This window comes from Pseudomonas sp. ASL9, assembly GCF_056680335.1.
Genome location: NZ_CM155277.1, coordinates 88,532 through 112,733, shown reverse-complemented (window position 1 = coordinate 112,733; position 24,202 = coordinate 88,532). Strand labels below are relative to the sequence as shown.

23 protein-coding genes are annotated in these 24,202 nt (G+C 56.4%); 13 read left to right on the top strand and 10 right to left on the bottom strand.

The genetic code is table 11. The annotated features are described in order from the left end of the window. Positions 1 to 41 precede the first annotated feature (41 nt). The 4 genes from gnd to AC1ME2_RS00495 all read left to right on the top strand — a co-directional run bounded on the left by gnd (position 42) and on the right by AC1ME2_RS00495 (position 5,312). Positions 42 to 1,037 (top strand): phosphogluconate dehydrogenase (NAD(+)-dependent, decarboxylating), encoded by a 996-nt coding sequence (gene gnd, locus AC1ME2_RS00510; RefSeq protein WP_480442396.1) that lies wholly within the window; start codon positions 42 to 44, stop codon positions 1,035 to 1,037. Further along, positions 1,037 to 2,566, top strand: coding sequence for a glucose-6-phosphate dehydrogenase (gene zwf, locus AC1ME2_RS00505; RefSeq protein WP_480438639.1), 1,530 nt, complete (start codon positions 1,037 to 1,039; stop codon positions 2,564 to 2,566). The genes gnd and zwf overlap by 1 nt, the downstream gene beginning before the upstream one ends. Next, on the top strand, positions 2,563 to 3,381 hold the full coding sequence (locus AC1ME2_RS00500; protein ID WP_480438636.1) for an HAD family hydrolase: 819 nt from the start codon (positions 2,563 to 2,565) through the stop codon (positions 3,379 to 3,381). The genes zwf and AC1ME2_RS00500 overlap by 4 nt, the downstream gene beginning before the upstream one ends. A gap of 107 nt (positions 3,382 to 3,488) precedes the next feature. Further along, positions 3,489 to 5,312 (top strand): glycoside hydrolase family 15 protein, encoded by a 1,824-nt coding sequence (locus tag AC1ME2_RS00495; RefSeq protein WP_480438634.1) that lies wholly within the window; start codon positions 3,489 to 3,491, stop codon positions 5,310 to 5,312. Here the strand turns inward: AC1ME2_RS00495 and nhaB are convergent. The 4 genes from nhaB to AC1ME2_RS00475 all read right to left on the bottom strand — a co-directional run bounded on the left by nhaB (position 5,296) and on the right by AC1ME2_RS00475 (position 8,141). Then, positions 5,296 to 6,798 (bottom strand): sodium/proton antiporter NhaB, encoded by a 1,503-nt coding sequence (nhaB, locus tag AC1ME2_RS00490; protein WP_480438632.1) that lies wholly within the window; start codon positions 6,796 to 6,798, stop codon positions 5,296 to 5,298. The two genes, AC1ME2_RS00495 and nhaB, sit on opposite strands and share 17 nt — an antisense overlap. A gap of 96 nt (positions 6,799 to 6,894) precedes the next feature. Then, the gene (gene alkB / locus AC1ME2_RS00485; protein ID WP_480438630.1) at positions 6,895 to 7,575 is read right to left on the bottom strand and encodes a DNA oxidative demethylase AlkB; all 681 of its coding nucleotides are present in this window, start codon (positions 7,573 to 7,575) and stop codon (positions 6,895 to 6,897) included. A 46-nt stretch (positions 7,576 to 7,621) separates the two neighbouring features. Further along, positions 7,622 to 7,801 carry a hypothetical protein gene (locus tag AC1ME2_RS00480; RefSeq protein ID WP_480438627.1) on the bottom strand — a complete coding sequence of 60 codons (180 nt, stop codon included), beginning with the start codon at positions 7,799 to 7,801 and terminating at the stop codon, positions 7,622 to 7,624. A gap of 34 nt (positions 7,802 to 7,835) precedes the next feature. After that, entirely contained in the window at positions 7,836 to 8,141 is a 306-nt protein-coding gene (locus tag AC1ME2_RS00475; RefSeq protein WP_322179209.1) for a DUF1883 domain-containing protein, read from the bottom strand. Between the two features lie 164 nt (positions 8,142 to 8,305). On the opposite strand from AC1ME2_RS00475, the gene AC1ME2_RS00470 reads away from it, so the two are divergent. Both AC1ME2_RS00470 and AC1ME2_RS00465 read left to right on the top strand, forming a co-directional pair. After that, complete coding sequence (locus AC1ME2_RS00470) at positions 8,306 to 8,656, top strand: hypothetical protein (RefSeq protein ID WP_480438625.1); 351 nt, start codon at positions 8,306 to 8,308, stop codon at positions 8,654 to 8,656. 52 nt (positions 8,657 to 8,708) lie between these two features. After that, positions 8,709 to 8,939: a hypothetical protein gene (locus tag AC1ME2_RS00465; RefSeq protein WP_480438623.1), complete on the top strand. Its 231-nt coding sequence runs from the start codon at positions 8,709 to 8,711 to the stop codon at positions 8,937 to 8,939. 49 nt (positions 8,940 to 8,988) lie between these two features. Here AC1ME2_RS00465 and AC1ME2_RS00460 read toward each other — a convergent pair whose 3' ends face one another. Together AC1ME2_RS00460 and AC1ME2_RS00455 are read right to left on the bottom strand one after the other, a co-directional pair. Continuing rightward, complete coding sequence (locus AC1ME2_RS00460) at positions 8,989 to 9,270, bottom strand: hypothetical protein (protein WP_480438621.1); 282 nt, start codon at positions 9,268 to 9,270, stop codon at positions 8,989 to 8,991. Between the two features lie 107 nt (positions 9,271 to 9,377). Beyond that, positions 9,378 to 9,566 (bottom strand): hypothetical protein, encoded by a 189-nt coding sequence (locus tag AC1ME2_RS00455; protein WP_480442395.1) that lies wholly within the window; start codon positions 9,564 to 9,566, stop codon positions 9,378 to 9,380. Between the two features lie 382 nt (positions 9,567 to 9,948). Here AC1ME2_RS00455 and galU point away from each other — a divergent pair, with 382 nt between their 5' ends. The 3 genes from galU to AC1ME2_RS00440 all read left to right on the top strand — a co-directional run bounded on the left by galU (position 9,949) and on the right by AC1ME2_RS00440 (position 15,965). Further along, entirely contained in the window at positions 9,949 to 10,788 is an 840-nt protein-coding gene (gene galU / locus AC1ME2_RS00450; RefSeq protein ID WP_480438619.1) for a UTP--glucose-1-phosphate uridylyltransferase GalU, read from the top strand. Positions 10,789 to 10,908: 120 nt separating this feature from the next. Next, positions 10,909 to 12,267 carry a glutathione-disulfide reductase gene (gene gorA, locus AC1ME2_RS00445; RefSeq protein WP_480438617.1) on the top strand — a complete coding sequence of 453 codons (1,359 nt, stop codon included), beginning with the start codon at positions 10,909 to 10,911 and terminating at the stop codon, positions 12,265 to 12,267. 53 nt (positions 12,268 to 12,320) lie between these two features. Beyond that, complete coding sequence (locus AC1ME2_RS00440) at positions 12,321 to 15,965, top strand: GAF domain-containing protein (RefSeq protein ID WP_480438614.1); 3,645 nt, start codon at positions 12,321 to 12,323, stop codon at positions 15,963 to 15,965. 20 nt (positions 15,966 to 15,985) lie between these two features. Here AC1ME2_RS00440 and AC1ME2_RS00435 read toward each other — a convergent pair whose 3' ends face one another. Next, positions 15,986 to 16,993: a DNA-binding protein gene (locus tag AC1ME2_RS00435; RefSeq protein ID WP_480438613.1), complete on the bottom strand. Its 1,008-nt coding sequence runs from the start codon at positions 16,991 to 16,993 to the stop codon at positions 15,986 to 15,988. Between the two features lie 177 nt (positions 16,994 to 17,170). Between AC1ME2_RS00435 and AC1ME2_RS00430 the strand changes: the two genes are divergently transcribed. The 3 genes from AC1ME2_RS00430 to ahpF all read left to right on the top strand — a co-directional run bounded on the left by AC1ME2_RS00430 (position 17,171) and on the right by ahpF (position 20,484). Next, entirely contained in the window at positions 17,171 to 18,130 is a 960-nt protein-coding gene (locus AC1ME2_RS00430) for a site-specific integrase (RefSeq protein WP_480438611.1), read from the top strand. Between the two features lie 101 nt (positions 18,131 to 18,231). Continuing rightward, complete coding sequence (gene ahpC / locus AC1ME2_RS00425; protein WP_480438610.1) at positions 18,232 to 18,795, top strand: alkyl hydroperoxide reductase subunit C; 564 nt, start codon at positions 18,232 to 18,234, stop codon at positions 18,793 to 18,795. A 126-nt stretch (positions 18,796 to 18,921) separates the two neighbouring features. Further along, positions 18,922 to 20,484 (top strand): alkyl hydroperoxide reductase subunit F, encoded by a 1,563-nt coding sequence (ahpF, locus tag AC1ME2_RS00420; protein WP_480438608.1) that lies wholly within the window; start codon positions 18,922 to 18,924, stop codon positions 20,482 to 20,484. A gap of 103 nt (positions 20,485 to 20,587) precedes the next feature. On the opposite strand, the gene gloA is transcribed toward ahpF, so the two are convergent. Further along, positions 20,588 to 21,109 (bottom strand): lactoylglutathione lyase, encoded by a 522-nt coding sequence (gene gloA / locus AC1ME2_RS00415; RefSeq protein ID WP_480438607.1) that lies wholly within the window; start codon positions 21,107 to 21,109, stop codon positions 20,588 to 20,590. Between the two features lie 155 nt (positions 21,110 to 21,264). On the opposite strand from gloA, the gene AC1ME2_RS00410 reads away from it, so the two are divergent. After that, positions 21,265 to 21,816 carry a DUF4946 domain-containing protein gene (locus AC1ME2_RS00410; protein WP_480438605.1) on the top strand — a complete coding sequence of 184 codons (552 nt, stop codon included), beginning with the start codon at positions 21,265 to 21,267 and terminating at the stop codon, positions 21,814 to 21,816. A gap of 535 nt (positions 21,817 to 22,351) precedes the next feature. On the opposite strand, the gene AC1ME2_RS00405 is transcribed toward AC1ME2_RS00410, so the two are convergent. Both AC1ME2_RS00405 and AC1ME2_RS00400 read right to left on the bottom strand, forming a co-directional pair. After that, positions 22,352 to 22,711 carry a histone-like nucleoid-structuring protein, MvaT/MvaU family gene (locus AC1ME2_RS00405; protein ID WP_480442393.1) on the bottom strand — a complete coding sequence of 120 codons (360 nt, stop codon included), beginning with the start codon at positions 22,709 to 22,711 and terminating at the stop codon, positions 22,352 to 22,354. A gap of 376 nt (positions 22,712 to 23,087) precedes the next feature. Continuing rightward, positions 23,088 to 24,188, bottom strand: a complete 1,101-nt coding sequence (locus AC1ME2_RS00400) for a tetratricopeptide repeat protein (protein ID WP_480438604.1) — start codon at positions 24,186 to 24,188, stop codon at positions 23,088 to 23,090. Positions 24,189 to 24,202: the final 14 nt, after the last annotated feature.

Sequence of the window (24,202 nt, the reverse complement as noted above, 5' to 3'; positions counted from 1 at the left end):
GTGCTGCCGGGTTATAAGGTGAGGCATCCCCTTTTCTTTGTATTAAGGAGCACCCCCACATGCAACTTGGGATTATTGGACTGGGCCGCATGGGCGGCAATATTGCAAGACGGTTGATGCTCAAGGGGCATTCGACTGTGGTCTACGACCGAGATGAAGCATCCCGTACCACCCTCGGCAAAGAAGGCGCAACCGCCGTAGCAGACATTGCTGCATTGGTGGCCGCTCTGGAGAAGCCGCGCGCAGTGTGGGTCATGCTGCCTGCGGGTGCGCCGACGGAAGAGACCATCGAGTCCCTTAGCGAACTGCTCGACGCTGGCGACGTAATCATCGACGGTGGCAACACGTTCTATAAAGACGATATCCGCAGGGCCCAGGCGCTCACGGAAAAGCAATTGCACTATGTCGACGTCGGGACGTCCGGCGGTGTCTGGGGCCTGGAGCGTGGTTACTGCATGATGATCGGCGGCGACAATGCCGTGGTGCAGCGTCTCGATCCGATATTTGACAGTCTCGCTCCCGGCTATGGCTCGGTGGAGCGGACCAAGGGCCGTGATGCTGCCGATGATCGCGCTGAACGTGGCTATATCCACGCGGGTCCTGCCGGTTCCGGGCATTTCGTGAAGATGGTTCACAACGGCATCGAGTACGGAATGATGCAGGCGCTCGCCGAAGGTTTTGACATCCTCAAAACGAAAGGCTCGGACAACCTTGCGCCTGAACAGCGCTTTGACCTGAATGTGGCTGATATCGCCGAAGTCTGGCGCCGAGGCAGCGTTGTGTCCTCCTGGTTGCTGGACCTGACCGCCGATGCGCTGGTCAGCGATCCGCAACTCGACGCCTATTCCGGTTCAGTGGCTGACAGCGGCGAAGGGCGTTGGACCATTGATGCGGCCATGGAGCAGTCAGTGCCTGTGCCGGTACTTTCCAGTGCGCTGTTTGCACGTTTTCGTTCACGCCAGCAGAGCACTTACGGTGACAAACTGCTTTCTGCCATGCGTTTCGGTTTTGGCGGACACAAAGAAGGACCAAAATAATGGGGCCAATGCACACGAAGTCGAAGCAAAAGCCGGCGGTTGCGCCGCCTACAACCTTATTTTTGTTCGGCGCTCATGGCGATCTGGTCAAGCGTCTGTTGATGCCTGCGCTCTACAACCTGAGCCGGGACGGGTTACTCGGCAGTAACGTTCACATTGTCGGCGTGGACCACAACGCAATCAGTGACGTCGACTTCGCCAAAAAGCTTGAAGACTTCATTCGCGAGGATGCGGCAGGCAAGGTCAGCGAGGGTGGGGCTGAACCACTAGACCCTGAACTGTGGCGCCAACTTGCCTCGCGAATCAGCTACGTGCAGGGTGATTTCCTCGATGATGCCACCTACAGCGACCTGGCCGAGAAGATCAAAACCACCGGCACCAGCAATGCGGTGTTCTACCTGGCGACGGCGCCACGTTTTTTTAGCGAAGTCGCCAAGCGCTTGGGCTCATCTGGGCTGCTGGAGGAAACCGATGACTCCTTTCGGCGTGTGGTGGTCGAAAAGCCATTTGGCTCGGATCTGCCCAGCGCAGAAGCCCTGAACGCCTGCTTGCTCAAGGTTATGACGGAAAAGCAGCTCTATCGGATTGACCATTACCTTGGCAAGGAAACAGTGCAGAACATTCTGGTCAGCCGTTTTTCCAACGGGCTGTTCGAATCCTTCTGGAATAACCACTATATCGACCACGTGCAGATTACCGCTGCTGAAACCGTGGGCGTGGAAACCCGGGGCAGTTTTTATGAACATACCGGCGCGCTGCGAGACATGGTGCCCAACCACTTGTTCCAGCTACTGGCGATGATCGCCATGGAACCACCGGCAGCCTTCGGTGCCGACGCAGTGCGTGGGGAGAAAGCCAAGGTCATTGGTGCGATTCGTCCATGGTCAGAGGAGGAGGCATTGGCCAACTCGGTGCGCGGCCAGTACGCCCAGAACACAGTCGACGGTCAAAGCATTGCCGGCTACCGGGAAGAGCCCAACGTGTCGCCTGAAAGCACCACGGAAACCTTCGTCGCGCTGAAGGTCATGATCGACAACTGGCGCTGGGTGGGTGTGCCGTTTTACCTGCGTTCAGGCAAGCGCATGAGCGTTCGTGACACCGAAATAGCCATCTGCTTCAAGGCGGCGCCCTATGCACAATTTCGTCACACTGAAGTCGAAAGACTCAAACCCAATTACCTGATAATCCAGATCCAGCCTAACGAAGGTATGGGTTTCGACTTACTGGCCAAACGCCCGGGGCCGACGCTGGAATTGGAAAGTATCCAACTGGGCTTTGCCTACAAGGATTTCTTCGAAATGCAGCCCTCCACGGGGTATGAAACGCTGATTTTTGATTGCCTTGCTGGCGACCAAACGCTGTTCCAACGCGCCGACAACATTGAAAATGGCTGGCGTGCAGTGCAGCCGTTTCTGGATGCATGGAGCAAAAACACCAGCGTCGAGCTGTACAAGTCGGGTGAGAATGGACCCTCTGGTGCCGATGAGTTGCTGGAACGTGACGGACGTGAGTGGCACAGCATCGGATGAATAGTCAAAAGCGGCCCCTCATCCAGTTTCTGTTGTCCGACATCGACGGCACCTTGTTGCGCCCCGACCATAGCTTGAGCCAGGCGAATATCGAGGCGATTGGGCAATTACGAGCCGCCGGTATTCATTTCACCCTGGCCAGTAGCCGTCCTCCTCGGGCGATGCGCCAGCAGATCGAAGCCCTGGGTATCGATCTGCCGACCGTTGCATTCAATGGAGGCTTGATCACCAACCCCGACGGCAGCGTGCTGTCGGCCCATCGCATTCCGGAGGCGGCCGCTGTCACTAGCCTGGCGATGTTCGCCGATCACGATTGCGCCGTTTGGGTATTTGCCGATGACCAATGGTTCTTGCTCGACCCCAATGGCGCCTATGTCGATCACGAGCGCCATACCTTGGGTTACGACCCGATCCAGGTAGTCAGCTTCGATCCCTATCTGGACAGGGTCGACAAAATAGTCGCAGCCAGCGCCGATCTCGCGTTGCTCAAGCGCCTCGAAGCGCAGTTGAATCCACACATCGCCGGGCTGGCGCAGGCGTCCAGATCACAAGTGTATTATCTGGACGTCAACGCGGTATCCGCTAACAAAGGCACGGCACTGGTGACATTGGCTGAGCATTTGGGCGTATCGCTGGCACACACCGCGGTCATCGGCGACGGAGGCAACGATGTCGCAATGTTCCACAAAGCTGGCCTGTCGATTGCCATGGGCCAGGGCGAGGAGAGCGTGCGCAGCCAGGCTGATTATGTCACCGGTAGCAACCTGGAGGACGGCGTGGCAACGGCGATCAAGCGTTACATTTTACCAGCCTGAACTGTCAAAAATTGACTCTCCAGACCTTCGAGTCGTATCAAGGCCCCACTGAATAGGGGCCCTGCATCTGAGTCAAGTCATTCACTGACACTTTCGGATACCTGCCCATGGCCGCATTGATTGAAGACTACGCATTGCTCGGCAACTGCAGGACTGCCGCGCTGGTCGCCAAGGACGGTTCACTGGATTGGCTATGTTTTCCCAGGTTCGATGCGCCTGCCTGCTTCGCCGCCTTGCTGGGTGATAGCAACAACGGCCGCTGGAAAATCAGCCCGAAAGACCCGATCAAACACATCGAAAGACGCTACCGCGAGGGCACGTTGATTCTCGAAACCGTTTTTGAGACTGACACGGGGCGCGCCATGCTGATTGATTTCATGCCCACGGAAACGGCCAGCAGCGTGGTGCGCATTGTGGTCGGCCTCGAAGGGAGTACGGCGTTCGAAGTGGACCTGGCCATGCGCTTCGATTATGGCAGCAGCGTGCCATGGGTTGAAATGAGGGACCCGCACACCCTGACGGCCGTCGCCGGCCCTGAGATGCTGGTGCTGCGCACGCCCACAGTATTGCACGCACTGGATCATCACACCGGCAGCGATTTTCTGGTGGAGACCGGACAGCGCAAGGTATTTGTCCTCAGTCATCAGGCGTCAAATCATCCCGTGTATGCAGGTATTGACGGCGAAAAAGAACTGAAGAGAACCGAGCAGTTTTGGCGGAAATTTTCAGATCGGTGCCCGGACGTCGGCCCTTGGTCAGCGCAGGTCAAGCGTTCGCTGATCACCCTGAAAGCACTTACCTACGAGCCCACCGGCGGTATCGTCGCGGCAGTGACTACTTCATTGCCAGAGCACTTGGGAGGAGAGCGAAACTGGGATTACCGTTATTGCTGGTTGCGAGACGCGACCATGACCCTGCTGGCCTTTATGCATCTGGGTTATTACGAGGAGGCCTCTGCCTGGCGAGAATGGCTGTTGCGCTCGGTTGCCGGCAACCCGGAGCAGATACAGATCATGTACGGGCTAGGCGGCGAACGACGTTTGCCGGAGTACGAATTGCCCTGGCTCAGCGGCTACGAAAACTCGCGGCCGGTGCGGATCGGCAACGCAGCGGCTACGCAAGTGCAGCTGGATGTTTACGGCGAAGTCGCTGACGCCATGACCCAGGCCAGTAAGGGCGGCTTGTCCAGGCTTCCCCGCAGCGTGGCAATCACTAAAGTGATCATGCCGTTTCTGGAAAAAGTGTGGCACTTGCCTGACAAGGGCATCTGGGAAATTCGTTCCGAAGCACAGCACTTCACTCACTCCAAAGTTATGGCCTGGGTTGCCTTCGACCGCAACGCACACTCTGCTGTCCAGGTGGCTGAAACCGAGGAGGACCACGCATTGGCGCGCCATTATCGTGCGGTTGCCGATGAGATTCATGCAGACGTGTGCCGCAATGGCTTCAACCCTCAACTGGGCAGTTTTGTGCAGACCTACGGTTCGACCGCATTGGACGCCAGCCTGTTGCAGATCGCTTTGACTGGCTTTTTACCGGCAGATGACCCCCGGGTGATCGGTACTGTAGCCGAGATAGAAAAAGCCCTGATGCAAGATGGTTTGTTGCTGCGCTACGACAGTGACCGGACGGAGGATGGTGTCTCGGGGCGGGAGGGCACGTTTCTGGTGTGTTCGTTCTGGCTCGCCGATGTGTATGTGCTGCTGGGGCGTCATGCCGAGGCCCGCACACTGTTCGATCGCTTGTGTGGTTTGTGTAACGACGTCGGGCTACTGGCCGAACAATACGACGTTCGGGGCAAGCGCATGCTGGGCAACTTCCCCCAGGCGTTCAGTCATATCGGCATCATCAACACTGCGCTCAACCTTCACCGCACGGTGTGTCCGGCAAAGGCTCGCGCCAGCGGCCATAGCGCTACAACCAATAGCTGACCGCGTACCAGCCCAGCAGGCCCATGACCACGGTGTAGGGCAGGGCCATCCAGACCATACGCCCGTAGGACAGGCGTATCAGTGGCGCAATCGCCGAGGTCAGCAAAAACAGAAACGCTGCCTGACCGTTCGGCGTGGCAACGCTGGGCAGGTTAGTGCCAGTGTTGATCGCAATGGCCAAGGCCTCGAAATGCTCGCGGCTCATGTGCCCGGAAATAAAAGCCTGCTTCACTTCGGTGATATAGACGGTGGCAACAAAGACGTTATCGCTGATGGCTGACAACAGCCCGTTGGCGATAAACAACATGCCGGGCTGCTGGTCTGGCGGCAGGCTCAATACCCAGTGAATGAGCGGCGTGAACAGTTGCTGGTCGTGAATCACCGCAACGACTGCAAAGAATGTGACGAGCAGGGCAGTGAAGGGCATTGCATCCTTGAATGCCTCGCCGATGCGGCTGTCTTCGGTGATCCCGGTAAAAACTGTGATCAACACAATCACCAGCAGGCCGATCAGCCCCACTTCAGCGACATGGAACGCCAGGCCAGCAACCAGAATCAGCGCTGATACCCCCTGCACAATCAAGGCTGCGCGCTGGCTGTTGGTCCGTTCGGCGTTATCTTGAGCTGCATAGTCGGCCAGCACCTTGCGCACGTTGACGGGCAACAGGGTGCCGTAACCGAACCAAGCCAGTTTCTCGAGCAGCACGCAGGTCACGAGCCCGGCCACTAACACCGGCAGCGAAACCGGCGCGATACGCAGGAAAAACTGACTGAAATTCCAGCCCATGTCATGCCCAATCAATAGATTCTGTGGCTCACCAACTAACGTGCAGACCCCGCCCAGCGCCGTGCCTACGGCGCCATGCATCAATAGGCTGCGCAGAAACGAGCGAAACTGATCCAGGTCGGCATGATGCTCTGCACGCAGGCTCTGATCATTGTGGAACGCCGTCTCTTCGCGAGGGTTGTTGCCCGAGGCAACTCGGTGATAGACCGAGTAGAAACCAACCCCTGCGCTGATGATGACCGCCGTTACGGTCAACGCATCGAGAAATGCCGAGAGAAATGCCGACAGAAAACAGAACATCAACGAGAGCATGCTTTTCGAGCGCACGCCGAGCAACAGACGGGAGAAAAGAAACAGCAGCAGGTCTTTCATGAAGTAGATGCCTGCGACCATAAACATCAGCAGCAAAATCACCGGAAAGTTGTGCAATAGCTCGTCATACAGTGCCTGTGGAGTGGTCATTTTTAGCAGCAAGGCTTCGACTATCAATAACCCACCAGGCAGCAGCGGGTAGCATTTGAGTGCCATCGCCAGGGTGAAAATAAACTCACCCACCAGCAGCCATCCCGCTGCGACCGGGCCAGCAGCCCACAGTAACAGCGGGTTGATGACTAAAAACAGCAGCAAACAAAGCTTGTACCCGCGCGGTGAATGTCCGAGAAAGTTGTGCGCGAAGGCGCTGGCCAAAGAGCGAGGCATGGAAAATCCTTCAGGTGAGGCATGCTGGAAAAATGCTGTATGCGGTGATGAAGATCAAACGTGGGGTCGATCTCTATCTCTGGCGGGAGGCCCGACTCACCCGGCCTTGCGAAAGGTAAAGTTGATGCGTTGCTCACCCAGCAACGGATGTTCAGCGCGTTTGAGCGGTAAGACACCGTGATAACGCAAACGGTCTTCTGCGCCCCAGACCACCACGTCGCCATGAAACAGCGGCACGCGTTGGGCCCTGTCACTGCGTTCCATGCCGCCGAACAGGAACATGGCTGGGATCCCCAGCGACACCGATACCACCGGCCATTCGAAACTGCTTTCGTTTTTGTCCTGATGCAAGGACATTTTCGCGCCAGGTTCATAGCGGTTGATCAGGCAGGCATCGGGTATGAAACCTGCAAACCCACTTTTGATGGCCGCTGCCTGGGCCAGTTGCATAAATATATCGGGCAAGTCTGGCCATGGCTTGCCGGTGCATGGATCGGTCTGGGTGTAGCGATAGCCCGTGCGGTCAGTGACCCAGCCAAGATTGCCGCAATTGCTCAGGGCAACCGACATCGTGAAACCGCCGGGGGTGACCATATGCCTGAAAGGGGCTTCGCTGAGGATGTGCTGTAGCGCGGGCAGCAGTTGCTCGACCTGCGGCAGAGCGAATCTTCTGAGGACAAACGAGCGAGGGCCGATCTGCTCGGTGCAGGGCGCTTGCGGTGTGTCATCGGCGAACAGGTCGAGGGTGGCGGGCGCCGAACGCTCACGTCGAATCATGGGAAGTCTCTCCTGATTCAGGATCTATGCCCGCTGCTCACGCGCCTTAGAGCGACTTGCTGACTTTGACGTCGGTAATTTTATCGTCGCTGCCACTGTGCATTTTCTCGAGAGTCGCCAAGGCTTCCTCGGAGGAGGCTGATTGCAGCTGAGCGAACTCAAACCTGCGTTCGCCATTGAGCTTGTAGCTGATAGCGTATTTGGTGGTAGCGATGGGCGTGCTCACAAGGGGCTCCTTTTCAGATACGATTCGAGCGTTATCAGCTCAGCCGCGTTGCCGAGCGACGCACAATCTTGATGGTGTGCGTGAACGAGGGCTTGCGGCCGCCGCCTGTATCGACTTTACGTCCAGCGGTATCGATGGTTATGTTCCAGAAACCGGTGCTGGGAGCCACGATTTTCGCCGGGAATCGATCGAAAGCACCGCCATGGTAGGTGTGACGGCCGCCATTCTTGAAACTGCGGAAATTCGCGTCGTTCATCAGGCGGATGTTGCAGAGCTGGGAACACTCGATGACGACGATGTCGTCTTCGTTGAGATGCTCGCGCTGGTGTACAAATTTCATGGTGTCTCCGAAAAGGCTTTTTCTGCAAAATCAAAACGATAGCATGGGCGCGCTAGCATTTAGTTATTAGTAACGGTTTTATTACGCTAATGCTCGATAAAAGTGCCTAAACAGGGATTTAATCGGTCATAGGCTTGTCGTAGGATTCTAACTGGAGGGATTGTATGAAATTGGCAGTAGTTATTTTGGCTCTCGCGATGACCGGCTGCGCGACCCTCGAGGAGATTGAGCATACCCCACCCACCATGAGCGTGATTTCCGGCAAGAACCCTAAAGGCTATGCCGATTGTCTGGTGAGCAAGCTCGCCAGCAGCCGTAAACCGCCAACGGTCGAGACAATTCATGATGGTTTGCGCGTCATCATTGCGCAAAAATTCAACTCGGACCCTGCTGCGGTGGTGATGATCGAAAACCGCTCCAATGGCAGCTCTATCAAGGTCTACGAACGTATCTCGAACATGCCGCTACGGCCCATGGATGTACAAGCAGCCGCTACGGCTTGCATCTCCGGTTGATGCGCGAACGCGGGCCCTGAAGAGTGACAAATTTCGATTGTTGGAGCGGTGTATGAAGCGCGAATTGGTAAAAAAGCGGCACTGCGAAGGCAGTATTTCAGCCACCCACATTATTCAAAACCCGGCCACGGCTGGGGAGTGGATAGTATTTTTCAAGAAAGACGCGGGTACGAGCTACTTCCTGGTCGATGACAACGACGAAGTGGAGTCCTTCACTCAATTGGACGAACTGGTGGTCACCGTCCGCGGATTGGGTATCAAATCTGCGGAAATTCACCTGTAAAAACCCCGTCACTGGACAGGGCTTTGCATCGCCCGCATGACATCATGCGTTATTTGCAGACCACGATCACGCTGCGGCTTTTGTAGTTGCCTACATCGACCCCCAGCGTTTTGTCGCTCTCTTTTGCTTGATCGGTCCCTTTTGTCGCGATGATGTTATAGCCCGTGCCTGCGCAGGAGGCATCCGCTTTCTCGTAGCAGCTATCCCAGGACATGGCTTCGCCTGAGCAATCGATGCTCAGGCCCTGCTGGCCGTTGTTCAAGTAGGTATTAGACGCGGTCGCGCATCCGGTGAGCCCCAGTACAGTAATAACCGCCAAAAGTTTGTTCATGGTTTCATGCTTCGTGATGAGGACTGTCGGGGAGTAACTGCACTTTTTTCGACCGACTGATGGTGCAATAGTCGCGCACAGGTCATGCGCTATTCACGGCCCACAGATCAGCGTTTGGGCGCTGAGCGGCGGGGTTGAGCTTTGGGTTGATCTTGCAGAACTGCCGCAACTTCGATGGCCGAGCCTTCCGAAGCAAACGGGCCGGCAATGGCTTCACCGCTGGCATCGGACACCCACCATTGGCCGTCTTGCAGTTTGTTGATCAGGTATCCGTTAATGCTCTTTGGTTCTGACATCATCTATCTCTTTGAATGATTCAAGCTGCGCATGATAAAGCAGCCTGTCCACAGGCTGCACATTATTCCCGCGCAGTTAAAGGTGGTCAGCTACGCTTGAGCACGTCAATGTACACCTGCGCTCAAGGTCCAGACGCCCTAATTCAAACGATTGAATGAACACCGTATACCGTATCGGCCGTCAGATTTTAATCGTATGAGTGATGTGACCCGCGTGCCGATGGTCCCTTGAGGGGTGCAATATCTGCGATAGTGCGGAACTATACAGATGAAAATTCCTCTACAAAACCACAGGGCGGCCAGTGATGGGGCATTGTAAGGTGATCGCTGCCTGATTAGACTGCGCCGCAAACAGTCACAGCCTTTTTTATTAGGGACTTATATGATCAAGAAATGCTTGTTCCCAGCAGCCGGTTACGGCACTCGCTTTCTGCCAGCGACAAAAGCCATGCCCAAGGAAATGCTGCCGGTGGTCAACAAGCCACTGATCCAATACGGCGTGGAAGAAGCACTAGACGCGGGCCTGACCGAAATCTCCATCGTTACAGGTCGCGGCAAGCGCGCGCTGGAAGACCATTTCGACATCAGCTATGAGCTGGAGCACCAGATCAAGAACACCGACAAAGAAAAATATTTGGTCGGTATTCGTCGTCTGCTCGACAACTGCAGCTTCTCCTACACGCGTCAGACTGAAATGAAGGGCTTGGGCCATGCGATTCTCAGCGGCCGCCCACTGATCGGCGACGAACCCTTTGCCGTGGTACTGGCGGATGACCTTTGCGTCAACCTTGACGGCGACGGCGTGCTGACCCAGATGGTCAAGCTGTACAACAAATACCGCTGCTCCATCGTTGCCATTCAAGAAGTCGATCCACAAGAAACCAACAAGTACGGCGTGATCGCCGGCGAAGAAATTGCGCCAGGCCTGTTCCGCGTCAGCAACATGGTCGAAAAACCTCTGCCCGAGGATGCTCCGTCCAACCTTGCGATTATCGGCCGTTACATCCTGACGCCGGACATCTTCAAATTGATCGAAGAAACCGAGCCAGGCAAAGGCGGCGAGATCCAGATTACCGATGCCTTGATGAAGCAAGCTAAAGATGGCTGCGTTTTGGCTTACAAGTTCAAAGGCGAGCGTTTCGACTGCGGTGGCGCCGAAGGTTACATTGCGGCTACCAACTTCTGCTTCGAGAACTTCTACAAGACAGGCAAGGCTTACTGATCCTTCGTAAGACGGGCTCGTAACGCAAAGCCACCTTCGGGTGGCTTTGTCGTTTGTGGTCGACAGCGCTGACCAAAAATGCCCAAGCGGTTATGCTGTTGTCCTGCTAAGGAGACAGTAATGGCCTACGATTTCGACCTTTTTGTGATTGGTGCCGGTTCTGGTGGCGTGCGTGCGGCACGTTTTGCCGCCGGTTTTGGTGCTCGCGTAGCCATTGCGGAGAGCCGCTATCTGGGTGGCACTTGCGTCAACGTCGGCTGTGTGCCGAAAAAGCTGCTGGTCTACGGTGCTCATTACTCTGAAGACTTTGAGCAAGCCAAAGGCTTTGGATGGTCTGCCGGTGAGGCTAAGTTCGATTGGCCGACGTTGATCGCCAACAAAGACCGTGAGATCCACCGTCTTAACGATGTCTATCGCAACCTGTTGGTCAACAGTGGTGTAAGCCTGTTCGAGGGTCACGCCAAATTGCGCGACCCGCATCAGATTGAAATCAACGGCCAGACTTACAGTGCCGAACATATTCTGATCGCCACCGGCGGTTGGCCGCAGGTCCCGGATTTCCCGGGGAGCGAACACGCGATCACCTCTCAAGAGGCTTTCTTCCTCAAGCAACTGCCCAAACGCATCGTGGTTGTCGGCGGTGGTTATATCGCCGTGGAGTTCGCGTCGATCTTCAATGGTCTGGGCGCCGAGGTCACTCAGCTTTATCGCGGCGAATTGTTCCTGCGCGGTTTTGATGGCGCCGTACGGACCCATCTGCAGCAAGAGCTGACCAAGCGCGACATTGATCTGCAGTTCAATTCTGATATCAAGCGTATCGACAAACAAGACGACGGTAGCTTGCTGTTGTCCCTCAAGGATGGCCGCCAGATAATTGCCGATTGCGTGTTCTATGCCACTGGACGCCGGCCGATGCTGGATAATCTGGGGCTGGAAAACACCCAGGTCAAACTCGACAAGGACGGCTATATCGACGTCGACGCGCGCTATCAAAGCAGCGAGCCATCGATTCTGGCGATTGGCGACGTCATCGGCGGGGTGCAGTTGACACCGGTAGCGCTGGCCGAAGGCATGGCTGTTGCTCGGCGCCTTTTCAAGCCTGATCAGTATCGCCCGGTTGATTACACCCATATTCCAACGGCGGTTTTCAGCTTGCCGAATATTGGTACCGTGGGCCTGACCGAGGAAGATGCAAAAAAAGCTGGCCATGATATTCAGGTATTCGAAAGCCGCTTCCGACCGATGAAGCTGTCGCTCACCGACAATCAGGAGCGCACGTTGATGAAGCTGGTGGTCGACGCTAAAACGGATCGGGTACTCGGTTGCCACATGGTCGGGCCGGATGCAGGCGAGATTATCCAGGGCTTGGCCATCGCCTTGAGGGCCGGCGCAACCAAGCAGATTTTCGATGAAACGATTGGCGTACATCCCACCGCAGCCGAGGAGTTCGTTACGTTGCGCACACCCGTTGCCAGCTAAGCTGTTTAGAGGTCGTCAGGCATCAGTCAAGCGTCAGGGCGTGGATCAATTTCTTGAACAGTCACAATTTTTGGGCCGCAGCGCCCTGGAGTGAGGACGCGCGGCTGGCCGCGCTTGCTCACTTCCGCATCCTTGACACCCCACCGGAACCGGCATTCGATGAGATTGCCGGTCTCGCCGCTCAGCTGTGCGGGATGCCAATGGCGCAGATCAATTTCATCAATGATGAGCGCCAATGGTCCAAGGCTCAGATTGGTTTGGCGTTACCGGATGTGCTCATCGCACACTCCATATGCGCCCAGACAATTTTCCAGCCCGATGGGATGATGGTCGACGATCTGCGAGCTGATCCACGCTTTGCCGATAACCCACTGGTCGCCAATGCTCCTGAGCTGCGGTTTTATGCCGGGGCCGTGCTACTTACCGCTCAAGGGCTGCCGCTGGGTACGCTGTGTGTTTTCGATGTACAGCCTCAGCATTTGCCTGAGTCGAAGTTGGCCGCACTGGCTGCCTTGGCGCGCCAGGTGGTCAGCCAACTGGAGCTGCATCGGGCATTGTACGATCAGCGCGAAAGCGAGGCCCGCCATACCATGCAGCGGGCGGACGAGCGTAATCGCGCCAATCATCGCCAAGCTTTTCTTCTGCAGCTTAGTGATCGCTTGCATGACACGATCGACGCCGACGAAGTGGTCTTGAGTCTAGGCAAAAACCTGGGTTCGTCCCTGGAAATCCAACGCATCGGCTATGGCCGTTTTGACCTGAAGGGTCTGCTGACCATAGAAAGCGAATGGCTGGAAAAGCCGACACGAAGCAGCCGTGGCATGCATCGAATAAGTGAGTGCGGCGAAGGGCTGCTCGGCAGCTTGAGCCGGGGTGAACTGGTTGCTATCGAGGATATTGCCAGCGATCCGCGGACGGCCAAAGAGGCCTGGCGCTATGCCGACTATTCTGTGCGCAGTGTGTTGATAGTCCCGCTTGCCGAGGATGGGCACTTCAATTCTTTGTTTTATATAAGCGCCGAGCGACCGCGTCAGTGGTCATATGACGACATCGCGTTGGTTCGTGAAGTGGCTGATCGCACTCGGGCGGCGGAAGCACGAGTCAGCGCTCGTGATGCATTGCTGGAAGCCGAACGGCGAGTCAATCTGGCCAATTCCATCGCTGCCGTGGGTGTTTGGGAATACAACGTCAGTAGCAACCAACTGCACTTCGATGATCAGGCGCGCGCCATCGCCGGTTTTGCGGCGGAGCTGATCGCCCCGACCGTCGAAGACTTCCTGGCGGTGGTGCATACCGATGATCGAGGTGCCCTGGTGCAGGCGGTTGCCGAGGCGTTGGGCCAAGGCTCCAATGGTGACGTCAGTCTGGATTTCCGCGTCCAGCCACGTGCTGGGGGGTTGCCAAGTTGGATCACTGTCTGCGGACGAAGTATCCACGGAAGCGATGGCACTGTACGTTTGATCGGTACGTCGAAGGATATTACCGTCGAGCGTAACGGCGAAGACAGCCAGCGCCGGGTCAATGCGGTGCTGGAAAGCCAGATTATCGAGCGCGCACGGGCTGAGCGTTTGCAGGCCGCATTGTTGGTCCTTGGAGATCTGCTGCGCGAAAAAACCAAAGGCATAGATATTCGCCGGGTAGCAACAAGAGTTCTGGGTATGACCCTGGGTGTCGATCGCGTCGCGTTCGCCAGTATAAACAGTGGGTCGGACAGTCTCACCATAGACGGGGATTGGTTGCGAGGAACCACCCCCAGTATTGTCGGCACCTACAGCTTGAATAGCTTCGGCCCGTTGATCGATACGTTGCGGCGTGGCGAAGGCGTCGTGATCAACGACACCCAACTCGATTCGCGTACAGCGCAGAACGATTGCAGCTGTCAGGCGCAAGACGTTCGTGCGCTGGTCAATATTCCTCTGATGGAGCAAGGGCGGATCACCACGTTGTTGCTGTTGCATAGCGCGGTACCGCGGGTCTGGAGCGACGAAGAAATCAGTTTTATCCGCGATATCGCTGAGCGTAGCTGGGCCGCCATGGACCGCGCGCGCGCCGAGCAGGCGCTGCGGGAAAGCGAGTTGCAGTTCCGTACTCTGGCCGACAACATGAGCCAGCTTGCATGGACGGCCGAGCCGAGGGGCAACATTTATTGGTACAACAAACGCTGGTATGACTACACCGGGACCTCGCTTGAAACGATGAAAGCCCTGGGCTGGCGTTCGGTGCATCACCCCGAGCATTTCCAGCGGGTGACAGCACGGGTCAAGCAGTGCTTCGCAACCGGTTCGGTCTGGGAGGATACCTTCCCATTGCGCGGCAAGGACGGAAGCTACAGCTGGTTTCTGTCCCGTGCCTTGCCAATCCGTGATGGGCTAGGGCGTGTGACCCATTGGCTGGGAACCCACACGGACATTACCGCTCAGGTCAACGCAGAAGAGGCACTGCGTGATCTCAACGAAAGCCTGGAGCGACGGGTGACGGAGCGCACCCGGGAAATGGTGAGGATCAACGAGTTGTTGCAAGTCGAAATGAGTGAGCGTGAAAACGCGGAAGAGGCATTGCGCCATGCGCAGAAAATGGACGCCATCGGGCAACTCACTGGCGGTATCGCCCACGACTTCAACAACATGCTGACAGGCGTCCTCGGGGCCCTTGACTTGATTCAGCGGCGTGTCGCAGCCGGACGCGTGGGGGAGATCGATCGCTACATCAATGCCGCGATAACCTCGGCCAATCGGGCAGCTTCGTTGACTCATCGGCTACTGGCGTTTGCCAGGCGCCAGTCACTGAACCCAAAGGCCGTGAACGTGAATCGGATGGTGAACTCCATGGAGGAGCTGTTGCGGCGTACCCTCGGCGAAAGTATCGAATTGCACATCGATCTTCAGGCACGGTTGTGGCAAGCCAACACTGACGAACATCAACTGGAAAATGCCTTGTTGAACCTGGTGATCAATGCTCGCGACGCCATGCCCAATGGTGGACGGCTGACAATCAGTACGGCAATCGCGCGCATCAATACCCAGCAGGACACCCTGGCACCCGGGGAATACATTTTGCTGACTGTCGGAGACAGCGGCAGCGGAATGTCGGCCGAGGTGCTCGGTCGTGCATTCGATCCCTTTTTTACCACCAAACCGATCGGGCAGGGTACGGGGCTGGGGTTGTCCATGGTTTACGGTTTTATCAAACAAACCGGTGGTCATGTGCAAATTGACAGCGTCGAGCAGCAAGGTACGCATATCCACTTGTATTTGCCTTGCCATCTGGAGCGGGGCGAACGCCACATCGCCGAACTTGATAACGCCAGCCCTCCTCGGGCGCAGCAAGGCGAGCAAGTGCTGGTGGTCGAAGACGAAGTCGCTGTGCGCACGCTGGTGATCGATGTATTACGTGACCTCGGTTACTCGACGCTTGAGGCCGGTGACAGTGAGACTGCGTTGCCGTTGCTGCAAAGCTCGGAACGTATTGATCTACTGGTCAGTGATGTCGGGTTGCCGGGGCTTAACGGCCAACAGCTGGCAGAAATTGCCCGTCAACATCGTCCAGATCTGCGCGTGCTGTTCATGACCGGTTATGCGCGCGACGCTGAAGTGCCCGCTGATTTTCTTGATCAAGGCATGGACATGCTGATCAAGCCATTCAGCATCGATGATTTAGCGCTCAAGGTGCGCCAACTGATCGAGAGCGCACCGTCCTGAGCGCAGGGGCTGGCCGAGGATCAGGGTAGTGGCGTTTCGGGCGCTTTGTTGATGGCTGCATGGGCTGCGCGCAGGTTTTCGAGGGCCAACTGCACCTTGATCAGCTCGAGCTGAAGTGTTTGGTGTGACTGCTGTTGCTCGGTCAGGGTCTGCTTGAACTGGCTGCTTTCGCTTTGCGCGGCACCCAAGCGTTCTTGCAGTAATGCACAGTGGGTATGCGCGTGTTGGTATTGCTCGCTCAGGCTCGCCGACTGACTGGTAGCCTTATTCAGTTGTTCTTGACGCGCGCTCAGCTCGCGTAGCGTACTGCGGGTTTCGGCCAGCAAGCGTTCGTTGTCGCGGTTCAATTGGGTGATCTCGTCCTGACGCACCATGGCGTTTTGTTGTGCCTGGCGCAGTTCCATCTGCACCTGTTGCAATTGCCCCTCGTGACGACGCTGCTCCTGCTCGCGCTGTTCCTTGACCGAGTTGCGATAGTGTTCGAGGGCATCACGCGCATGCAGGTGTTTTTCTTCCAGTGACCGTATTTGCCCCTCTTTGTCCTGCACGCGAAGCTCAAGATCCTGATGGGCCTGAAGGAGGTGGGCAGTTGTCGTCTGCTCGGTCTGCAATAACAGCCGCGTGGCATCCAGGGCTGCGGTTTGCACACGAAGATCATCACCCTGGGCGGTGAACTGTTTTTGCAGCTCGCCTAGCTGGTGCTGTGCTGTCGTCAACGCCTGTCGCAGCTCATCCTGTTTAGACGTGAAGGCAGTCTGCGCCTGGTCGACAAGTGCTTGCGCCTGCTCCTGTAATCGCTGCGCCAGTCGACTCACTAGTTCAGTAAGCTCGTCCCCAATCTCGGCCTGCGGCGTACTGCTGCGGGTATCAGTTTCGTCCAACTCCTTCAAATACCGGTGAATGGTCGTCTTCGAGCCGGTGTTCCCCATTTCGATACGGACCGCGTCGATGCTCGGATGCTCGCCGCGGGCAAGCAGCGCCGTGCGTGCCATTTGAACAACTGCCTTGTTTACACCGCCGCGTGCCATGTCGTGCTCCTACGATTTCGTACTGTGGTATGTACCCTGTAATTACATACTATATTAATACAAATATAGCTGCCTTGTTTATGATAAAACACACGGGATATTAAGGTATTATCCAATGCAAGACGCCAAAAACGTGTTTCAACGCCGCTTTTCAGTACACAAACGGAATCCCCAGCCATGAATGATCTCGATCGCTACCTCTCAGCCGCGACGCGCGACAACACGCGGCGCAGCTATCGTGCGGCCGTCGAGCATTTCGAAGTGACGTGGGGCGGGTTTCTACCAGCGACCAGTGACAGCGTGGCGCGCTACCTGGTGGCTTATGCGGGCGCGTTGTCGATCAACACCCTGAAGTTGCGCTTGTCAGCGTTGGCGCAATGGCACAACAGTCAGGGGTTTGCTGATCCGACCAAAGCGCCTGTGGTGCGCAAGGTGTTCAAAGGCATTCGCGCGCTGCATCCGGCTCAGGAGAAACAAGCCGAACCGCTGCAGCTGCAACACCTGGAACAGGTGGTAGCCTGGCTCGACAAAGAAGCGGTGCAGGCATTGGCCGACGGCGATCAGCCTGGGCTGTTGCGTTGCCGTCGCGATGCGGCTCTGATCCTGCTCGGGTTCTGGCGAGGTTTTCGCAGCGACGAACTGTGCCGTCTGGACATCGAGCATGTTCAAGCCGTCGCGGGCTCGGGAATCAGTTTGTATCTGCCGCGCAGCAAAAGTGATCGGGACAACCTGGGCAAAACCTACCAGACCCCGGCGCTTCAGCGCTTGTGCCCGGTACAGGCCTACATCGAGTGGATCAATTGCGCAGCGCTGGTGCGCGGGCCAGTGTTCAGAGCGATTGATCGCTGGGGCAATCTGAGTGAAGAGGGTTTGCACGCCAACAGCATCATCCCGTTGTTGCGTCAGGCGCTCGAGCGTGCAGGGATTCCCGCCGAGCAGTACACCAGCCACTCGTTACGCCGGGGTTTTGCCACCTGGGCGCACCGCAGCGGCTGGGACTTGAAGTCGCTGATGAGCTACGTCGGCTGGAAGGACATGAAGTCAGCATTGCGCTACATCGAAGCCACGCCTTTCATGTCCATGAGTGGCGGGGCAGAGGTACCAGTGATTTCTTCTATTAATAAGCCTCGCTCATAGTGAAAACCAATCAGCCGCATGAGGTTTGCCAATGGGCCCGCGCGATTGCCTGTGCGTAAGATCCACCTCATAGACTTTTCCAACCATCAGGAGATTCACCGATGCCTATCATCAACAGCCAAGTAAAACCGTTTAAAGCGACCGCGTTCCATAACGGCGCATTCGTGGACGTTTCCGAAGCCAACTTGAAAGGCAAATGGTCTGTCGTGTTCTTCTACCCGGCTGACTTCACGTTTGTCTGCCCAACCGAACTGGGCGACCTGGCTGACAATTACGCTGAATTCCAGAAGCTCGGCGTCGAAATCTACGGCGTGTCCACTGACACCCATTTCGCTCACAAAGCCTGGCACGACACGTCCGACACTATCAGCAAAATCCAGTTTCCGCTGATCGGTGACCCGACCCACCTGATCTCGCGCAACTTCGACGTACTGATCGAAGAAGTGGGCCTAGCAGACCGAGGCACCTTCGTGATCAACCCAGAAGGCCAGATCAAAATCGTTGAACTCAACGATGGCGGCGTAGGCCGTGATGCTTCCGAGCTGCTGCGCAAAGTGAAAGCCGCTCAATACGTTGCTGCGCACCCAGGTGAAGTTTGCCCCGCTAAATGGAAAGAAGGCGAAGCCACGTTGGCCCCGTCTCTGGATCTGGTTGGCAAGATCTAAGTCGCTGTGAATCAGCTGGGGGCCATGAGCTCTTGAGCACGTAAACCGCATCGCCCCCAAAAAACGCCCGGGCGACCATCGTCTGGGCGTTGTTTTTTCTACCGCACGAAAAAGGAAATCGCCCTCATGTTGGACGCCACTCTTAAAGCCCAGCTGAAGTCATACCTGGAACGGGTCACCTTGCCGTTCGAGATCGTCGCGTCCCTTGATGACGGCGCGAAATCCGAAGAAGTGCTCGCGTTACTCAAAGACATTGTCAGCCTTACGCCCCACATCACGTTGCTCGACAATGGCACCGATGCGCGCAAGCCTTCGTTCTCGTTGAACCGCCCGGGAGCTGACATCAGCGTGCGCTTTGCCGGCATCCCCATGGGCCACGAATTCACCTCGCTGGTGTTGGCGCTGCTGCAAGTCGGCGGCCATCCTTCCAAAGCCAGCGCGGACGTTATCGAACAGGTTCGCTCGCTCAAAGGCGAATTCAATTTCGAAACCTATTTTTCCCAATCGTGCCAGAACTGCCCGGACGTTGTTCAGGCCCTGAACCTCATGGCCGTGCTCAACCCCAACATCCGCCACGTCGCCATCGACGGTGCGTTGTTCCAGACAGAAGTCACTGACCGCAAGGTCATGTCGGTGCCGAGCATTTACCTGAACGGGGAACTGTTTGGTCAGGGCCGCATGGGCCTGGAAGAAATTCTGGCAAAGGTAGACACCAGCACCGGCGATCGCCAGGCTGAAAAGCTCAACGCCAAAGAAGCGTTTGATGTTCTGATCGTCGGTGGTGGTCCCGCCGGTGCGGCGGCGGCGATTTACGCTGCACGTAAAGGCATTCGTACCGGTGTCGCGGCTGAACGCTTCGGTGGTCAGGTGCTTGATACCATGGCCATCGAGAATTTCATCTCCGTCCAGCACACCGAGGGGCCTAAACTGGCCGTCGCGCTGGAAGAACACGTCAAGCAATACGACGTCGACATCATGAACCTGCAGCGCGCGGACCAATTGATTCCGGGTAAAGCAGGCGCATTGCACGAAGTGAAGTTCGCCAGCGGCGCTTCACTCAAATCCAGGACCGTGATCCTCGCGACCGGCGCAAGATGGCGAGAAATGAACGTCCCCGGCGAGCAGCAATACCGCAACCGTGGCGTGGCGTACTGCCCGCACTGCGACGGGCCGTTGTTCAAAGGCAAGCGCGTCGCCGTGATCGGCGGTGGTAACTCTGGCGTAGAAGCAGCCATTGATCTGGCAGGTATCGTCAGCCATGTCACCTTGCTGGAGTTCGATGTCCAGCTACGCGCCGATGCCGTGTTGCAGCGCAAGCTCAACAGCCTGCCGAACGTGACCGTGATCACTCACGCACAGACGACGGAAGTGACCGGTGACGGTCAGAAGGTCGACGGCTTGCTCTACAAAAATCGCCAATCCGGCGAAACGTTGACGGTCGAGCTTGAAGGGATCTTCGTCCAGATCGGCTTGCTGCCTAACACCGACTGGCTCAAAGGCACCCTCGAGTTGTCACCGCGCGGCGAGATCGTCGTCGACTCCCGTGGCGAGACCTCGATCCCCGGCATTTTCGCTGCTGGCGACGTCACCACCGCACCCTACAAACAGATCATCATCGCGCTGGGCGAGGGCGCCAAAGCTTCGCTGAGTGCATTCGATCACTTGATCCGCACGTCTGCGCCGGAATAATCTGGCCCGGCAGTAAAAAGCCTCCTGCACGCAGGGTGTTTCTTTGTAGCGGTGAGCTTCGGTCGCTTACGCGACCGACTCAACAACCTGTTGCGCAGTCAAATCACAGTGGCGTCGGTTGAATGATTTCGACCCAATAGCCATCCGGGTCCTTGATGAAGGCCAGGCTGTTCATGCGGCCATCGGCCAAGCGCTTCTGAAACGGTACGTTCAGGGTTTCGAAACGTTCACAGGCCACGTGCACATCCGGGACTGAAAGGCAGATATGACCAAAACCGCGCGGGTCGGTGTTGCCATTGTGGTAAGCAAAGGCAGGGTCGTTTTCCGTGCCGTGGTTGTGGGTCAGTTCGAGAATCCCGGGAATGGACTTCATCCATTGGTTGCGAGCTGCGTCATCAGCAGGGACCATAGTTTTGTCTACCAGTGCCAGAAAGTACAGGCTGAATTCGGCTTCCGGAAAATCACGCTTTTCAACCAGGCTGAAGCCCAGCACGCGAGTGTAGAAGTCCAGGGACGCAGTAATGTCCTTGACCCGCAGCATGGTGTGGTTGAACACAAAGCCTTGAGTCGTGACATCCGGGATGGCGGTGACGCCGGGAAAGGTGTTCAGTTCGTGCAAACTCATGGAAGTCTCCCATTCAAAAAAACGTGTAATTGCCAAATGATACGGGTCGGGGCCGTCAGCGCCAAACCCAGGTGACTGGAAAAAGACTGCAAAGCCTTGTTCATTGGCAGCGAGAGGCTCAAACTTTCCGGCTCACTGTCCTGATGGTACCGATCATGGTTTACCCGCAACGCAGATCATCGTTGATAGGCCTGTACCTGCTGCTCGCCATGAGCAGTGCCCATGCTGCTGACACAATGATCACCTGGCCAGGCGGCTGGGAAGTCGAGTCTTTGCCACCCGTTGCTGATGCTGCAGGTCAGCCCTCTGTGCAGATGAGACAGCGTGCCGTGAAGAATGATCAGAATGGCGACCCGATAATGGTCGTGGAGCTGACTCAAACGCAGCTTCAGCCGGGGCATGACGTCAACGTCCAGGGCGTATTACTGGAAATGCGCAAAGCGGTTCAGATCAATTTTGCCCGTGGCGGATTTCAGAGCGTCTGCAGCAAAATTCACGACAGTACGCTGAGCGATCTTCCAGCCCTCGAAACGACCTGCACCATCACTCAAAATGGTGGGCATGTGATGACCCAGACGCTGGTTGCAGCCGCAAATCACGACAAGGCCTGGTCACTTTCCTACGCAGGTTCTGCCGACGGCTATGCCACTACCAAGGATGAGGTTCAGGGTATTCGGGACAATCTGCGCTTGGTGGTTACGCAATAAGCGCAGGAGTGGGAGGGTGCGGGTGACAAATAACAGGCAAAAAGAAGCCCGCCGAAGCGGGCATTGGGGCGCTAGTCCTTTAGCGACCTTCATCCTGTAAGACACGGTGTGAAAAATGTGTGAAGGGCAGCCCTGCCTGACTCACAAATTCGGTTAAGCGGGGAATGGATGCGGCCCCTCACCTGAGGCCGGCCCCTCCGCATATCACTGATCTTGCAATCATGGATTGCAGCTAGCGTGCAACATTAAAGGGCCACTAGATAGTTTGCTTTCAAGTATCAGGCGATGAAGTGCACGTGGGTTTGGTTATATTCGCGACTAGCGCAACAGGCGAGAATGGTCAAACAGTGTGCGGAAGGAACAGTCTGAAATAGCGGTATGAGTGTGTACCCAATGAAGAAATTTCCTACTTCCAACACTCACAGTGACTACTTTCCTGTCGGGATGCTGAACAAGTTACATATTGTCGCGGCGGTTAAGTTGACAGGCAATAGAAAGCCCTGCATGGCAGGGCTTTTAAGTTCGATAGTTTCGATCAAGCACGAAGCCATGAATCTACGGTATCGACACCGTATTGCTCTTTCCAGGACTTCAGGCCGCGGTGATTGCCGCCCTTGGTTTCAATCAGCTCGCCAGTGTGCGGATTCTGATAAACCTTGACGATACGTGCCCTGCGGCGCTTTGGACCTGTAGGGATGGCACTGGATGAGCTGTTGGGGTCCAGGATGGCGACGACATCGCGTAGGCTCTTGTCGTAGCTGCTCATCAAGCCCTTAAGCTTCTGTTCGAATTCGATCTCCTTCTTTAGTCCGGCGTCATTCTTCAAAGTCTCCAGCTGTGCCAGCTGTTCTTGAAGGGCTTTTTCTGCTGCGCGAAACTCGGCAAGTCTAGACAAATATAGTACTCCGACAGTGTAGTAGGCTGTTGTCAGCCCGACAAACCTATAAGGCAAGAGCTTCTGGCCGATTCCTTCGTTCAATCCTTCATTCCGCACCCTGAGCGCTTTCCTTCTGCGAAGAAACTAACGGTGGGTGTCAGTCACACTCAAGTGAAAAAAGGGGTAGTTGTTAACCAGTTGCAGGTAAATCATGCACTTTTTTTTCGAGTTAGAAAACAGTCTTTATGCAATTAACTATAGTGAGGGCGAAATTTTACTTGGCCAACGTCCTCATTCTCTGTGGTATCAGATGAAGCACGTTGTAAGTAATTTCCGATATTAGCCGCACGTCGGGAAACCAGGCGTGTCCGCGCCAGGCGTGTGTTTTGACGTGCTAGAGGCCTTGCTGAAGCGCTGGATCGTCCGGATTCTGCTGCTCCAGTTCTGCCAGTAGTACCTGCACCTTTTGCAGTTGACCACTTTCTTGCCAGTAACGAATCAATAGCCCCCGGGCGCCTCGATTGGCGGGCTGGCGCTGCAAGATTTCTTCGAGCTGCTTCTGCGCCGCTTCCAGTTGATCGAGGCCATGCAAGGCCACGGCCAGGTCATAGCGGTAGCCACTGTTCTCCGGCTCCAGCTCCAGCGCTTTGGCCAACGCCAGCAGCGCGTATTCGTTTTGCCCATGCTGCAGCAGCCACATGCCCAGCGCGTGTTGCAGAACTGCAGATTTGGGGTTGCGCTCTAGTTGTTTACCCAGCAATTGCCGGGCCTTGTCGACCTGACCCTGCTTGTCGAGCGCCGCGATCTGGGCTAGCCCGGCCTCCAGATTGTTCGGGTCGAGCGCGATTGCCTGCTCCAGTGCTTTCATGGCCCGGACCTGATCATTTGCATGCAGATAAAGGGTGGCCAATTGCAGCTGGCTCGGGCTGGTCGGGGGCTGGGCAATGAGAACGTTCTCATACTCTTCGACGACCTGCTCTAGCGGGCCGAAGTACAGCCCCAACTCGTCTGGCGTGAGCCCCAGCAAGGCCTTCGCCGCCCTGAACCGTGTGTCCTGGTCGGTCTCATCAAGCAAGGGGCCCAGCAATACACTGCGTTGGCTGCCGGAAACCAGCTTGACGAGGGTATCGATCGCCGCCTGCTGGACCAGCGGCGCGTGACTGTGCAAATCAGCTCCCGATAGCTTCAATGCCCGTGGGCTTGGGTAATTGCCCAGTTCAACGAGCAGGCCGGCGCGACGGATGTCCGACAGGTCTGTGCGCGCCAGTTGCTGATAAAGAACGCGAGCTGCCCCCGGCTTACCGTTGCGTGCTTGCTCCAGGGCTTGGGAGTAACTGTGCGGAGGGGCAAGGGTAGGCGGGGTGGAAGAGGGGGTACGGAACAACAGCAGGCCGACACCAAAAACGATGATCAGTAGCGTGATCGTGTAACCGAAGGGCCACTGACGGCGGGCTGTTGGCTCAGTGGAAGAACCTTTCAAAGGCGGTTTGGGCATACCAATATCCAGTT